The organism is Dechloromonas hankyongensis, assembly GCF_022012295.1.
Taxonomy (GTDB): domain Bacteria; phylum Pseudomonadota; class Gammaproteobacteria; order Burkholderiales; family Rhodocyclaceae; genus Azonexus; species Azonexus hankyongensis.
Genome location: NZ_JAKLTN010000001.1, coordinates 791,666 through 804,914 on the forward strand (window position 1 = coordinate 791,666; position 13,249 = coordinate 804,914).

Annotated in this window: 16 protein-coding genes; 11 read left to right on the forward strand and 5 right to left on the reverse strand. The window is 64.4% G+C overall.

The features are described from left to right. Window positions 1-28: 28 nt before the first annotated feature. The 5 genes from LZ012_RS03745 (at window position 29) to LZ012_RS03765 (ending at window position 4,336) form a co-directional block, all read left to right on the forward strand. Entirely contained in the window at window positions 29-952 is a 924-nt protein-coding gene (locus LZ012_RS03745; protein WP_275707694.1) for a branched-chain amino acid ABC transporter permease, read from the forward strand. Window positions 953-1,073: 121 nt separating this feature from the next. Beyond that, complete coding sequence (locus tag LZ012_RS03750) at window positions 1,074-2,135, forward strand: ABC transporter permease subunit (RefSeq protein ID WP_275707696.1); 1,062 nt, start codon at window positions 1,074-1,076, stop codon at window positions 2,133-2,135. Further along, window positions 2,132-2,893 (forward strand): ABC transporter ATP-binding protein, encoded by a 762-nt coding sequence (locus LZ012_RS03755; protein ID WP_275707698.1) that lies wholly within the window; start codon window positions 2,132-2,134, stop codon window positions 2,891-2,893. Before LZ012_RS03750 ends, LZ012_RS03755 begins: the two co-directional genes overlap by 4 nt. Further along, window positions 2,886-3,590 (forward strand): ABC transporter ATP-binding protein, encoded by a 705-nt coding sequence (locus tag LZ012_RS03760; protein ID WP_275707700.1) that lies wholly within the window; start codon window positions 2,886-2,888, stop codon window positions 3,588-3,590. The genes LZ012_RS03755 and LZ012_RS03760 overlap by 8 nt, the downstream gene beginning before the upstream one ends. 92 nt (window positions 3,591-3,682) lie before the next feature. Further along, window positions 3,683-4,336, forward strand: coding sequence for a hypothetical protein (locus tag LZ012_RS03765; RefSeq protein ID WP_275707702.1), 654 nt, complete (start codon window positions 3,683-3,685; stop codon window positions 4,334-4,336). Window positions 4,337-4,381: 45 nt separating this feature from the next. Here the strand turns inward: LZ012_RS03765 and LZ012_RS03770 are convergent, their stop codons facing one another. After that, window positions 4,382-5,395, reverse strand: coding sequence for a CDP-6-deoxy-delta-3,4-glucoseen reductase (locus tag LZ012_RS03770; protein ID WP_275707705.1), 1,014 nt, complete (start codon window positions 5,393-5,395; stop codon window positions 4,382-4,384). A 33-nt stretch (window positions 5,396-5,428) separates the two neighbouring features. Here LZ012_RS03770 and LZ012_RS03775 point away from each other — a divergent pair, with 33 nt between their 5' ends. The 6 genes from LZ012_RS03775 to LZ012_RS03800 all read left to right on the forward strand — a co-directional run bounded on the left by LZ012_RS03775 (window position 5,429) and on the right by LZ012_RS03800 (window position 10,345). Continuing rightward, on the forward strand, window positions 5,429-6,319 hold the full coding sequence (locus tag LZ012_RS03775) for an NAD-dependent epimerase/dehydratase family protein (RefSeq protein ID WP_275707707.1): 891 nt from the start codon (window positions 5,429-5,431) through the stop codon (window positions 6,317-6,319). Then, a complete protein-coding gene (locus tag LZ012_RS03780; RefSeq protein ID WP_275707709.1) occupies window positions 6,307-6,723 on the forward strand; it encodes a CopD family protein in 417 nt (138 codons plus the stop codon). Before LZ012_RS03775 ends, LZ012_RS03780 begins: the two co-directional genes overlap by 13 nt. Before the next feature lies 1 nt (window position 6,724). Beyond that, window positions 6,725-7,867 carry a THUMP domain-containing class I SAM-dependent RNA methyltransferase gene (locus LZ012_RS03785; protein WP_275707711.1) on the forward strand — a complete coding sequence of 381 codons (1,143 nt, stop codon included), beginning with the start codon at window positions 6,725-6,727 and terminating at the stop codon, window positions 7,865-7,867. A 127-nt stretch (window positions 7,868-7,994) separates the two neighbouring features. Then, complete coding sequence (locus LZ012_RS03790) at window positions 7,995-9,290, forward strand: acetyl-CoA hydrolase/transferase family protein (protein WP_275707713.1); 1,296 nt, start codon at window positions 7,995-7,997, stop codon at window positions 9,288-9,290. A gap of 163 nt (window positions 9,291-9,453) precedes the next feature. After that, complete coding sequence (locus LZ012_RS03795; RefSeq protein WP_275707717.1) at window positions 9,454-9,795, forward strand: hypothetical protein; 342 nt, start codon at window positions 9,454-9,456, stop codon at window positions 9,793-9,795. A 1-nt stretch (window position 9,796) separates the two neighbouring features. Then, window positions 9,797-10,345 (forward strand): YMGG-like glycine zipper-containing protein, encoded by a 549-nt coding sequence (locus tag LZ012_RS03800; protein ID WP_275707718.1) that lies wholly within the window; start codon window positions 9,797-9,799, stop codon window positions 10,343-10,345. Window positions 10,346-10,413: 68 nt separating this feature from the next. Here the strand turns inward: LZ012_RS03800 and lipA are convergent, their stop codons facing one another. The 4 genes from lipA to LZ012_RS03820 all read right to left on the reverse strand — a co-directional run bounded on the left by lipA (window position 10,414) and on the right by LZ012_RS03820 (window position 13,248). Further along, window positions 10,414-11,385, reverse strand: a complete 972-nt coding sequence (gene lipA, locus LZ012_RS03805; protein ID WP_275707720.1) for a lipoyl synthase — start codon at window positions 11,383-11,385, stop codon at window positions 10,414-10,416. Beyond that, entirely contained in the window at window positions 11,378-12,028 is a 651-nt protein-coding gene (lipB, locus tag LZ012_RS03810) for a lipoyl(octanoyl) transferase LipB (protein WP_420839469.1), read from the reverse strand. The genes lipA and lipB overlap by 8 nt, the downstream gene beginning before the upstream one ends. A 73-nt stretch (window positions 12,029-12,101) precedes the next feature. Next, the gene (locus LZ012_RS03815; protein WP_121458068.1) at window positions 12,102-12,371 is read right to left on the reverse strand and encodes an HP0495 family protein; all 270 of its coding nucleotides are present in this window, start codon (window positions 12,369-12,371) and stop codon (window positions 12,102-12,104) included. A 1-nt stretch (window position 12,372) separates the two neighbouring features. After that, window positions 12,373-13,248 (reverse strand): D-amino acid aminotransferase, encoded by an 876-nt coding sequence (locus LZ012_RS03820; RefSeq protein WP_275707722.1) that lies wholly within the window; start codon window positions 13,246-13,248, stop codon window positions 12,373-12,375. Between the last annotated feature and the right edge of the window lies 1 nt (window position 13,249).

The following is a 13,249-nucleotide window of genomic DNA, read 5'->3' on the forward strand; positions in this document are numbered from 1 at the left end:
TTCCTTATGTTCCAGAAAAAAAGACTAAATGGATATTTTTCTCCAGCAAATCGTCAACGGGCTGGTCCAGGGCAGCATCTACGCGCTGGTCGCCCTGGGTTACACGATGGTTTACGGGATCATGGGCCTGATCAACTTCGCGCACGGCGAGGTGGTGATGATCGGGACCCTGGTCACCATCACCGTGGCCGGTTCGCTGCTCAAGGCCGGCATGCCGGTGGCGCTGGCCGGTCTGGGCGGCTTGAGCGCCTCAGTGCTGGTCTGCATGGCGCTCGGCTGGGGGCTGGAGCGTATCGCCTACCGGCCGCTGCGCAATGCGCCGCGCCTGACGCCGCTGATCACGGCCATCGGCATGTCCATCGTGCTGCAGAATCTGGCGATGATGATCTGGGGCCGCAATTACCTGACCTTTCCGGCCTTGCTGCCGAAAATCGATTTCGAATTCGCCGGGGTCAATTTCACCGCCATCCAGATCGTCATCGTGCTCGTCTCGGCGGCGACCATGACCGGGCTGCTCGGCCTAATCTACCGCACCAAGCTGGGCATGGCCATGCGTGCCACGTCCCAGAATCCGGCAGTGGCCAGCCTGATGGGGGTCAATATCAACCGCGTCATCGCAGCCGCCTTCGTCATCGGCTCGGCCCTCGGCGCGCTGGCCGGCGTGATGGTCGGCACCTATTACGAAATCGCCCACTACCAGATGGGTTTCATGCTCGGCCTCAAGGCGTTCACGGCTGCCGTGCTCGGCGGCATCGGCAACCTGGCCGGCGCCATGCTCGGCGGCGTGCTGCTCGGCCTGATCGAGGCGCTGGGGGCGGGTTACATCGGCGACCTGACCGGCGGTTTCCTCGGCAGCCACTACCAGGACATCTTCGCCTTCATCGTGCTGATCGTCGTGCTGATGTTCAAGCCGAGCGGCCTGTTTGGCGAAAAGACGGGGGATCGGGCATGATGCAGCCGCCCCTGCTCGCCAATACTTCGTTGGCTGCGCCGTCCGCCTCCTCGCCGTGCTACAGCACTGTCTCGTTGGCGGCTGGCTTGCCGCCTCGTCTTGCCTTCGCATGGGTGGCTGCATGAAAAAATGGCTGACTCCCCGCTCGCTGTTCGGCATCGTGCTGATCACCGTCGCCCTGCTCGGCCTGCCCTTCGTCGCGGCGATGGGCGGCCAGGCCTGGGTGCGCATCCTCGATTTCGCCATCCTCTACGTTTTCCTGGCGCTGGGCCTGAACATCGTCGTCGGTTTTGCCGGCCTGCTCGACCTCGGCTACATCGCCTTCTACGCCGTTGGCGCCTATGCCTGGGCGCTGCTCGCCAGCCCGCACTTCGGCTTGCACTGGCCGATCTGGGTCATCCTGCCGATCGGGGCCGGGCTGGCCTGTTTCGCCGGCGTGCTGCTCGGTTCACCGACGCTCAAACTGCGCGGCGACTACCTGGCCATCGTGACGCTCGGGTTCGGCGAAATCGTGCGCATTTTCATGAACAACCTGAACGCACCGATCAACATCACCAACGGGCCGCAGGGCATTACGCTGATCGATCCGGTGGCCTTCGGCGGCTTCAAGTTTTCCGGCAATACGCAGCTCTTCGGACTGACCTTGAGCGGGCCGATGAAGTATTACTACCTGTTGGTCGCGCTGGCCATCGGGGTCATCGTCATCAACCTGCGCCTGCAGAATTCGCGCATCGGCCGCGCCTGGCAGGCCATCCGCGAAGATGAGATCGCCGCCAAGGCGGTCGGCATCAATACGCGCAACCTCAAGCTGCTCGCCTTCGCCATGGGCGCCAGTTTCGGCGGCATTGCCGGCGGCGTGTTCGCCGCCATGCAGGGGTTCGTGTCGCCGGAGAGCTTTTCGCTGATGGAGTCGATCATGATCCTGGCCATGGTCGTGCTCGGCGGCATGGGACATATCCCGGGCGTCATCCTCGGCGCCGTACTGCTCAGCATCCTGCCGGAAGTCCTGCGCTACGGCGTCGGCCCGGCGCAGATGGTCCTGTTCGGCAAGATGCTGGTCGATCCGGAAAGCCTGCGCATGCTGGTTTTCGGGCTGGCCCTGGTCCTCGTCATGCGCTTCAAGCCGGCCGGCCTGTGGCCGTCTCCGGAGCGCAAACGGGAACTGCAGGAGAAGCGCTCATGAGTGGCAACCTGCTCGAAGCCAAAGCGGTCGCCAAGCATTTCGGCGGCGTCAAGGCGCTGCGCGACGTATCGCTGACTATCCGGCGCGGCGAGATCTACGGCCTGATCGGTCCGAATGGAGCAGGCAAGACGACCTTCTTCAACTGCATGACCGGGCTCTACGTGCCGGACGGCGGCGGTTTCGACTTCGCCGGCACGCCGCTGGTCGCCGATGCGCCGCACCAGGCGGCCGAGCGCGGCATCGCCCGCACCTTCCAGAACATCCGCCTGTTCGGCAACATGACGGCGCTGGAAAACGTCATGGTCGGCCGTCACGTGCGGACCCGCGCCGGCGTGCTCGGCGCCATGTTCCAGAATGCCGCGACCCGGGCCGAGGAAGCGGCCATCCGCCAGCGTGCCATCGACCTCTTGCACTACGTGCGCATCGAGGAACGCGCCGACGACCTAGCCAAGAATCTGTCCTACGGCGAGCAGCGCCGTCTGGAAATCGCTCGCGCCCTGGCCACCGAGCCGCAACTGCTCTGCCTGGACGAGCCGGCGGCCGGCATGAATGCGACCGAAACGGCCGACCTGCGCGACCTGATCGACGGCATCCGGCGCGACGGGACGACCATCCTGCTCATCGAGCACGACGTCAAGCTGGTCATGGGCCTGTGCGACCGGGTGGCGGTGCTCGACTACGGCGCCCTGGTCATCGAGGATGTGCCCGCCGTGGTGCAGAAAGATCAACGTGTCATCGAGGCTTACCTAGGTGCTTGAAGTAACCGGACTCCGCGTCGCCTATGGCGGCATCCAGGCGGTGCGCAGCATTACCTTCCATGTCGGCGAAGGCGAGACGGTGGCGCTGATCGGCGCCAACGGTGCCGGCAAGACCAGCACGCTGAAGGCGCTGGCCCGCGTCCTCGATGCGGTCGGCGGCGACGTGCATTTCTGCGGCGAGAAGATCAGCCGCATCGCGCCGCACCACATTGTGCGCAAGGGCATTGCGCTGGTGCCCGAAGGGCGGGGCGTTTTTCCGCGCCTGTCGGTACTCGAGAACCTGCATATGGGCGCCTTCATCCGCCACGATTCGGCGGAGGTCGAGCGCGACCTGCAGCGGGTGTTCGCCTATTTCCCACGCCTCAAGGAACGTGCCGGCCAGCTGGCCGGTACCCTGTCCGGCGGCGAACAGCAGATGCTGGCCATCGGCCGCGCTTTGATGAGCCGTCCCAAGCTGCTGCTGCTCGACGAACCCTCGATGGGCCTGGCACCGATCATGGTGCAGAAGATTTTCGAGGTCGTCCGCGCCGTGGCGGCCGACGGCATGACCATCCTGCTCATCGAGCAGAACGCCAAGCTGGCGCTGGAAAGCAGCCAGCGCGGCTACGTCATGGAAAGCGGCGAAATCACGCTACATGGCGAATCGGCGCAACTGCTCGACGATCCCAAGGTGCGCGCCGCCTATCTCGGCGAGTAGCCGGGAGGCAGTTTTTCAACTGCATCAAACCTTTTGCCGGCGCGATCGGCAACAATGCGGGCCTGTCGACCATCATCCGCCATCGAAACGCCATGAAAATCCGTCAAGCCGCCTGTCTGGCCCTCCTTGCTTTGCTGGGAGCCGTTGCGCAGGCCGAAGAGGTCAATGTTTCAGATCTGCCGGCCAACCGCCCGGTTGGTAACGTGCCCAAGCTGGCCTACGGGCAGATGATCAAGTACGGCGAAAAGGTGATTTTCTCGCCCTGCCGCGACCGCAGTTTTGCGATGTTCGAGGATGTGTCGAGCGACGGCCATGTCGGCAAGGCGCTCGACCAGCTCGGCCTTGCGGCCGGCAAGAAGGTCTACGCCGAGGTACTCGGCATCCGCGAGGGCGATGCGCTGAAGGCGTCGCAGATCAATTTCGCCCAGACCGACGGGCGCTGCCAGATGCCGGGCGGCAGCACGGAGTCGTGGCGGGCCTCCGGCAATGATCCGGCCTGGGCGCTGGCGGTCGGCAGCGAGTTCGTGCAGGTGAAACGCCAGGGGCAGCCGGAAGCGGTGGTTCCAGCCGGGCCGTTGACGCTGACTCCAGGGCTGGCGACCTTCGCAGCCAAGGACCAGCAGCAGGTGACGCTGCGCTTCGAACAGAAGCTGTGCCGCGATGTCACGGCCGAAGCGTTTTTTGGCTGGACGGCCACCGTCACCGTCGACGGCCAGATCCTGAAGGGCTGCGCCTGGCAGCGCTGAGGGCGCTGCTGGAAGGCCGGCCGAGTGCATCGGCCGGCAACGGACTCAGTTGGTCGAAAAAGTGAAGGCGTCGGCGAAGAACTCTTCCGCCGGCAGGCCTTGCGCCATGAAGTCGCGCTGGGCCGCCTCGATCATGACCGGGGCGCCGCAGGCATAGACCTGGTAGCCGGAAAGATCGGGGAAGTCGGCCAGCACGGCCTGGTGCACAAAACCGCTTCGGCCGGTCCACGCATCGTCGGCGGTCGGTTCAGAGAGCACCGGCACGTAGCGGATGTTGGTGTGCTCGGCGGCCCATTTCTCCGGCAGCGCATTCTGATACAGGTCCACCGCCGCCCTGGCGCCCCAGTAGATGCACATCGGGCGTTGGCAGTTCTCGGCGATGGCGTGCTCGACGATGGCCTTGATCGGCGCGAAGCCGGTGCCGCCGGCGAGCAGGATCATCGGCTTGGGCGAATCCTCGCGCAGGTAGAAACTGCCGTGCGGGCCGTTGAAGCGCAGGATGTCGCGCACCTTCATGGTTGAGAACACCTGGTCGGTGAACAGGCCGCCCGGTACATGGCGGACGTGCAGTTGTAGCAGCGCGTCGTCGTGGGGCGCATTGGCGAGTGAGAAGCTGCGCTTCTTGCCGTCCTTGAGCAGGATGTCGATGTACTGGCCGGCGAGGAATTGCAGGCGTTCGCTGGCCGGCAGGCGCAGCTGCAGCTCGATGACGTCCGGGGCCAGTTTTTCGAGCTTTTCGATGCGCGAGGGCAGGGTCTTGACCGGAATCTGGCTGCCCGAGGTGATCTGCTTGCATTCGATGACCAGGTCGGACTGCGCCGTGGCGCAGCAATAGAGAGCCATGCCAGCGGCCTTTTCATCGTCCTTCAGGGCGTGCGCCTGGGCCTTGCCGTGGTCGACGGCGCCGGACTGGACGTGGCCCTTGCAGGCGCCGCAGGCGCCGTCCTTGCAGCCGTAGGGCATGGTCAGGCCCTGGCGCAGCGCGGCGTCGAGTATGGTTTCGTCGGACTCGACCGCAAACTGGCGGCCGCTCGGCTGGACGGTGACTTGATAGCTCATCGGTTCCCCTCGTTGCTCGGCTAAAATGCCGGCGTGCAAAACATTCTGATCGTCGGCAGCGGGGACGTCGCCCGCCGCATCCTTTCCCAACTTGCCCCGCGCGCCCGCGTCTATGCCTTGCTGCGCGATGCCGGCCGTGCCGGTGACTGGCGGGCCGCCGGCGCGACGCCGGTGCTGGCTGATCTCGACGACCGGGCCAGCCTCGCTCGCCTGGCCGGGCTGGCCGACTGCATCCTGCATCTGGCACCGCCGCCGAACACTGGGCAGCGCGACACGCGCACCCGCAACCTGCTGGCCGCCCTGGGCAAGGGCAAAAGTCTACCACGCAGCCTGATCTACGTAAGCACGACGGGGGTTTACGGCGATTGCGGCGGCGCCGTCATCGACGAAACCCGCCGCCTGCAGCCGGAAAGCGCCCGCGCCGGCCGCCGCGTCGATGCCGAACGCTGCCTGCGCGAATGGGGCGCACGCAACGGGGTCGCCGTTTCCATCCTGCGGGCGCCGGGCATCTACGCCGCCGACCGGCTGCCGGTCGAGCGCCTGCACAAGGGAACACCGGCGCTGGTCGATAGCGACGACGTATACACCAACCATATCCACGCCGACGATCTGGCGGCCGCCTGCCTGGCCACGCTGCGCCATGGCCGGGCCAACCGCGCCTACAACGCGGTCGACGATTCCGACCTCAAGATGGCCGACTACTTCGACCGGGTCGCCGCGGCTTTTGCCTTGCCCAAGGCGCCGCGCCTGAGCCGGGCCGAGGCCGAAAAGATGCTGCCGCCGGTCCAGATGTCCTTCATGCGCGAATCGCGCCGCATCGGCAACCGGCGCCTGAAGAACGAATTGAAACTGCGCCTCGCCTTTCCGTCGGTCGACGATGGAATCGCCGACGCCCTTGCCCGGAGAAACGCATGCTCGTCGTAAAGACGCTCCACATCTGGCTGGTCATTTCCTGGTTCGCCGGCCTGTTCTATCTGCCGCGCATTTTCGTCAACTTGGCCATGGTGCCGGCCGACAGCGTGGCCGAGCGCGACCGCCTGTTGCTGATGGCCGGCAAGCTGTACAAATTCATGACCCCGCTCGGCATCCTGGCCATCCTGTTCGGCCTGTGGCTGTGGTTCGGCTATGGCTTCAGCGGCGGTTGGCTGCACGCCAAGGCCTGTCTGGTTGCCGTGCTGGCCGGCTATCACTGGTATTGCGGCCGCCTCCTCCAGCAGTTCCGGGCCGGCGGCAATACGCGCAGCCATGTCTGGTTTCGCTTCTACAATGAAGTGCCGGTCCTTGTCCTGCTCCTCGTCCTTTTCCTCGTCGTCCTGAAGCCTTTCTGACATGAACAAATATTTTGCGATCTGCCCGCGTGGGCTTGAAGAACTGCTGCTCGACGAACTGCGCGGCGTCGGCGGCGAAGACCTGCAGGCGGTACATGGCGGCGTGTTCTTTGCCGGCGACTGGAGCACCTGCTACCGCGCCAATCTGGAGTCGCGCATCGCCACCCGCATCCTGTGGCACATCGTCAAGGGCCCCTACGTCAAGGAAGAGGACATCTACCGCCTGGCCGTGCGCCAGTTGTGGCCGAATCACTTCACCGTCACCAACACCATGCGCGTGGTGACCACGGCGATCAAATGCCCATTGAAGTCGCTCGATTTCGTTACCCTGCGCGTCAAGGATGCCGTGTGCGACCGTTTCCGCGAGGACCTTGGCGACCGGCCGAATATCGAGACGCGCAACCCTGATGTCAGCGTCCATGTCTTCCTGACCGAAAACGAATGCACGCTGTACCTCGACACCTCGGGCCAGCCGCTGTGGCAGCGCGGTTTCCGCAAGGCCAGCGTCGATGCGCCGCTGAAGGAGAACCTCGCCGCCGGCATTCTGAAGCTGACCGGCTGGCAACCCGGCACGCCGCTGATCGACCCGATGTGCGGCAGCGGCACCTTCCTGCTCGAAGCGGTGCAGATGGCGCTCGATCGCGCCCCGGGTCTGGATCGCACCTTCTCCTTCGAGCGCCTGAAGAGCTTCGAGGCGATGAACTGGGCGCATATCCGGGCCGCCGCCGAGGCACGGGTCAAGCCGGCCGAGCCGCTCGACATCCGCGGCTACGATAGCGACGAGCGTGCTGTGCGCGCCACACGCCGCAACCTGCAGGAGTCGGGCTTCGGCGGCGTGGTGACGGTCGATCATGGCGACGTGCTGGAAACCCAGCCGCTGACCGACCATGGCATCCTCGTTGCCAACCCGCCGTATGGCGAACGGATCGGCGAGCAGGACGAACTGGCCGCCTTCTATCCGCAGCTCGGCACCGCGCTGAAGCGGCACTGGGCCGGCTGGAACTGCTTCTTCTTCACCGCCGACCTGCGCCTGCCCAAGCTGGTCGGCCTCAAGCCCAGCCGCAAGACACCGTTGTTCAACGGGCCGCTGGAATGCCGCTTGTTCGAAATCCGCATGGTGAGCGGTAGCAATCGGAAGGGATGATCGTTACCATACGCTACCGTACATTTTTCGCTGCAATGAATATCGGAGTTTGATCTGGGTCAGGCTTTTGGTCTGACCATTATGTGACCATCAGTATTTCCAAATAAAAACGTATAGGAGATAGCGCATGTCTTACCAGGCCCTTTACCAGCAAAAGAAGATGGCTCCGTTCGACGCCATTCGAGTCGTCCGGAACGGTGACACCATCGTGGTGCCGACCGCCGTTGGTGAACCGCCCAGCCTGCTGACTGCGTTGTCGGAAGCGCGGCGCGATTTTCGCAACGTGACGGTGTCGCAGATTCTGGCGGTGCGCAAATACGGCTACCTCGATCCGGAAACCGTCGATAACGTCCGCCATACCGCCTATTTCTACAGCGGCGCCACCCGTCCGGGCGCCAAGGAAGGCTGGGTCGATTTCATCCCGGCCTACTTCTCCGAGATGCCCCAGTTGATCGAGCGTGGCCTGATGCCGGCCGACGTCGTTTTCAGCATGGCCTCGCCGATGGACGAGCATGGCTATTTCTCGCTGGCGCTGGCCGCCGACTACACCATGGCCGCCATCGAAAAGGCCCGCGTCGTGGTGCTCGAAGTCAATCCTAACGTCCCGTTCGCCAATGGCGACTGCCACATCCATATCTCGCAGGTCGCTGCGCTGTGCGAGAGCGAAGAACCCATCCTTGAAGTCGGCCTGCCCAAGATCGGGCCGGTCCAGGAAGCGATCGGCCGCTATGTCGCCGAAATGATTCCCGACGGCGCCACCCTGCAGATCGGCTACGGCGGCATTCCCGACGCCGTGGTCATGCAGCTGACCGACAAGCACGACCTCGGCGTCCACACCGAAATGGTCGGCGACGGCATCATGACCCTCGTCGAGGCCGGCGTGGTGACCAACCGCCGCAAGAATTACCACCACGGCAAGATGCTGGCTACCTTCGCCCTTGGCTCGAAGAAACTGTACCAGTTCATGCATCGCAACCCGGCACTCGAAATGCATCCGGTCGATTTCACCAACGACCCCTACCTGGCCGGTCAGAACGACAACCTGCATGCCATCAACGCGACCATGCAGATCGACTTCCTCGGCCAGTGCGGCTCGGAAAGCCTGGGTCCCATTCCTTATTCCGGCACCGGCGGCCAGTCCGATTTCGTCCGCGCCGCCAACCGCTCCAAGGGCGGCAAGGCCTTCATCGTGCTGCCGTCCACCGCCAAGGACGACACCATCTCCCGCATCGTGCCGACCCTGTCGCCGGGCACCCACGTGTCGACCAGCAAGAACGACATCAACTACGTCGTGACCGAACACGGCGTCGCCCAGTTGCGCGGCAAGACCGCCAAGCAGCGCTGTGAAGCCCTGATCGGCATCGCCCACCCGGATTTCCGCGGCGAACTGCGCGAGGCGGCGAAGAAACTGAAGCTGCTCTAGGCAGCAGGCAGCCGGTCAGCTTTCGAAGGGCTTTCTTGGAAGCCCCTCGCCCTAGTTTGTCGTAAGCCGGCGTCAAACTTACAAACTGTAGCAATTTTGTGCTCCCCTGATGACCGATAATTCGCTATCTTGGAAGTGAGTTATTGGCGCATTGGGTATTGCCATGAATTATCGAAAATTGATTGTTGTCTTGCTGGCGCTGGCCATGGCTGCCGCCGGCTCCAGTGCTTGGGCGCATGGCGGCCGCGTGCGGCTGGGGGTGTATGTCGGTGGTCCGGTCTGGGGGCCGGTGTGGTATCCGCCGCCGTATTACTATCCGCCGCAGGTTGTCGTTGTGCCACCTGCACCCCCGCCGGTCTATGTCGAACAGGCTGAGCCGGCCGCGCAGCCGGCACCGGCCCAGCAGCAATACTGGTACTACTGCAAGAGCAGCAAGGGCTACTACCCCTACGTCAAGGACTGCCCAGAAGGCTGGCAGCGGGTTCAACCGCAACCGGAGCGATGAGATGAGCGACAAAAGATATGCGCCGAAGCTGGCTGTCGTCAGCTTGGCCCTGCTGTTGGGTGCCTGTACGGTCATGCCGACCGGACCCAGCGTGATGGTCCTGCCGGGATCGGGCCAGCCTTTCGAGCGTTTCCGTGCGGACGATATCGATTGCCGTCAGTATGCGAACTACCAGATTGGTGGCAAGACGGCCGGCGATGCGGGCAAGGAATCGGCGGTGACCAGCGCGGCGGTCGGTACTGCAGTCGGCGCGCTTGCCGGCGCAGCCATCGGCGGCAACAGCAAGGGCGCCGCGATCGGTGCCGGCGCCGGCCTGCTGATGGGCGGCGCGGCGGGAAGCGATGCTTCACGTGCCTCGACCGCCGGGGCGCAGCGCATGTACGACAATGCCTATATCCAGTGCATGTATTCCAAGGGGCATCGCGTGCCGGTTCCCGGCAACATGAGCTACTCGGCGCCGGTCCGTTCGCAGCAGCTCCAGCCGCAGGACCCGAGCATTCCGCCGCCGCCGCCCGGTGCGCCGCCGCCACCACCGGCCAACGTCAGATGAAGGCCAGGCAGCAATAAAAAAGGGCAGCTTCGAAACGGGCTGCCCTTTTCATTTCAGGTCGGCGAAAGTCAGGCGACGCCGGCGCTGTGGGCCTGCTGATCGGCCCAATAGCTGGAGCGCACCATGGGCGCGCAGGCAGCACCGGAGAAGCCCATCTTCAGCGCTTCGGCCTCGAACATCTTGAATGTGTCGGGGTGGACGTAGCGGCTGACCGGCAGGTGGTGGCCCGAAGGGGCGAGGTACTGGCCGATGGTGAGCATCTCGACGTCGTGAGCGCGCAGGTCGCGCATGACTTCGAGGATTTCCTCGTCGGTTTCGCCGAGGCCGACCATCAGGCCGGACTTGGTCTTGACGTGCGGATAGCGGGCCTTGAATTGCTTCATCAAGGTCAGCGAATGGGCGTAATCGGCACCCGGGCGGGCCTGCTTGTAGAGGCGGGGCACGGTTTCCATGTTGTGGTTCAGCACGTCGGGCAGGCTGGCGCCGAGGATGTCAATAGCGATGTCCATGCGGCCACGGAAGTCGGGGACCAGCGTTTCGATGGTCGTCTTCGGCGAAGCTTCGCGCACGGCACGGACGACATCGACGAAGTGTTGGGCACCGCCGTCGCGCAGGTCGTCGCGGTCGACGCTGGTGATCACGACGTACTGCAGCTTTAGCGAGGACACCGAATCGGCCAGTTCGGCCGGCTCGTTCGGGTTGGGCGGCAGGGGCTGGCCGTGGCCGACGTCGCAGAACGGGCAACGGCGCGTGCAGATGTCACCGAGGATCATGAAGGTCGCCGTGCCGCGGCCGAAGCATTCGCCGATATTCGGGCAGGCGGCTTCCTCGCAGACGGTGTGCAGCTTCTTCTCGCGCAGCATGGTCTTGATTTCGCCGAAGCGCCCGGCGCTGTTGCCGGCCTTGACGCGGATCCACTCCGGTTTGCGCAGCGGTTCATCGACCGGCACGATCTTGATCGGGATACGGGCGGTCTTCAGTTCGCCTTTTTGCTTGACGCCTTTTTGCTTTGCGCCACCTTGGTTGGTGTTGTCAGCCATGTTGTTTGTCCAGTTGCTGTAGCAAGTGTTGCGAGAGTCGCTCGCCCGCCTCGTGAGCGGTGAGCGGGATGTTCAGGTCCTTGGTTTGAATCACTTTCAGCCCGGCGTAGCCGCAGGGGTTGATGGCGTCGAACGGGGTCAGGTCCATGTCCACATTCAACGATACGCCATGATACGAGCAGCCGTTGCGGATGCGCAGGCCGAGGGCAGCAATCTTGGCTTCGCCGACATAGACACCCGGGGCGCCGTCGCGGCGTTCGGCGGTGACGGCGTAGTCGGCGAGCAGGTCGATGACCGCCTGCTCGATGGCGCTGACCAGTTCGCGCACCTTGATCCTCAGGCGCGGCAGGTCGAGCAGCAGGTAGATCACCACCTGGCCGGGGCCGTGGTAGGTCACCTGACCGCCGCGGTCGATCTTGACCAGCGGGATGCCGACGTCACGCAGGATGTGCTCCGGCTTGCCGGCCTGGCCCAGGGTGTAGACCGGCGGATGCTCGACGATCCACAGCTCGTCGGCCGTGTCGGCCGTGCGGCTGGCCGTGAAGTCCTGCATGGCCTGGAAGGTGGGTTCGTAGTCGACCCGGCCCAGGCGCTTGACGACGAGATTCAGAACGCTGCCTCCGAAGCCTTTGCGCGTTCGCAAGCACCGCGCTGTCGGCAGCCCGTGCTGTTCGTCGTACGCGCATCCCCGCACTGCGGGACCCCTGTCTGGTGAGTCACAGCACGACCTTGACCAGCGGATGGGAGGTCAATTCCATATACAGCGCATCGAGTTGTGGCTTGGAGGTGGCGACCACGGTGCAGGTCAGGCTCAGGTAGTTGCCGCCGGAGCTGGCGCGCATTTCCATCGTCGCGCCGTCGAAATCGGGGGCGTGCTTGGTGACGATGGTGAGCACCGCCTGGGCCAGCTCGTCGTGCGCCTTGCCCATGATCTTCAGGGGGAAGTCGCAGGGAAATTCGAGGAGGGTGTCCTTATACGAAGCCATGTTAGCCTTTGCGCATTACCGTGTTCTTGAAGTCCTGATACCACTGCCACATTTGCTCGCCGTACGGGCCAGGGCGACCGTTGCCGATGGGGTTGCCATCCAGCGTCGTGATAGCCAGGATTTCCTTGGTCGAGGAGGTCATCCAGACCTCGTCGGCGGCGCGAAGTTCAGTTTCTGTGATTTCGCGGACGGCCAGCGGCTGCTGATGGGCGGTGGCCAGTTCGAGGATCACGTCGTAGGTGATGCCGGGCAGCATCAGGTGGGTCTTGGGCGGGGCGATCAGCACGCCGTCCTTGACGATGAAGATGTTGGACGCAGCGCCTTCCTTCATCAGGCCATCGCGGATCAGCAGCGCCTCGGCGCAGCCCTGGGCTACAGCCTGCTGGCGGGCCAGCACGTTGGCGAGCAGCGAGACGACCTTGAGGTCGCAGCGCGACCAGCGCAGATCGGGCACGGTGATGGCGGCGACGCCTTTGGCGCGCACCGCGGCCGGCGTGGTGACCAGCGGTGAGGAGAAGGCGAAGGCGGTTGGCGGCACGCTGGCCGGCGGGAAGGCATGGTCGCGCTTGTCGTCGGCGCCGCGGGTCACCTGCAGGTAGATCGACTGGTCGTCCCAGGGGGCGGTTTCGATCAGCTTGAGGACGACGGCCTGCCATGCCTCGGCCGACAGCGGATTGGCCATCTGGATGCCGTCCAGCGTCGCCTGCAGGCGCTGCAGGTGCTCGTCGATACGAAAGGCGCGCCGGGAATAGACCGGAATGACCTCATAGACGCCGTCCCCGTACAGAAAACCGCGGTCGAGCGGCGAAATGCCCGCTTCCGCCAGCGGCAGGAAACGGCCATTTAGATAGACGGGGTCGGCGACGTAGGCAGTCATG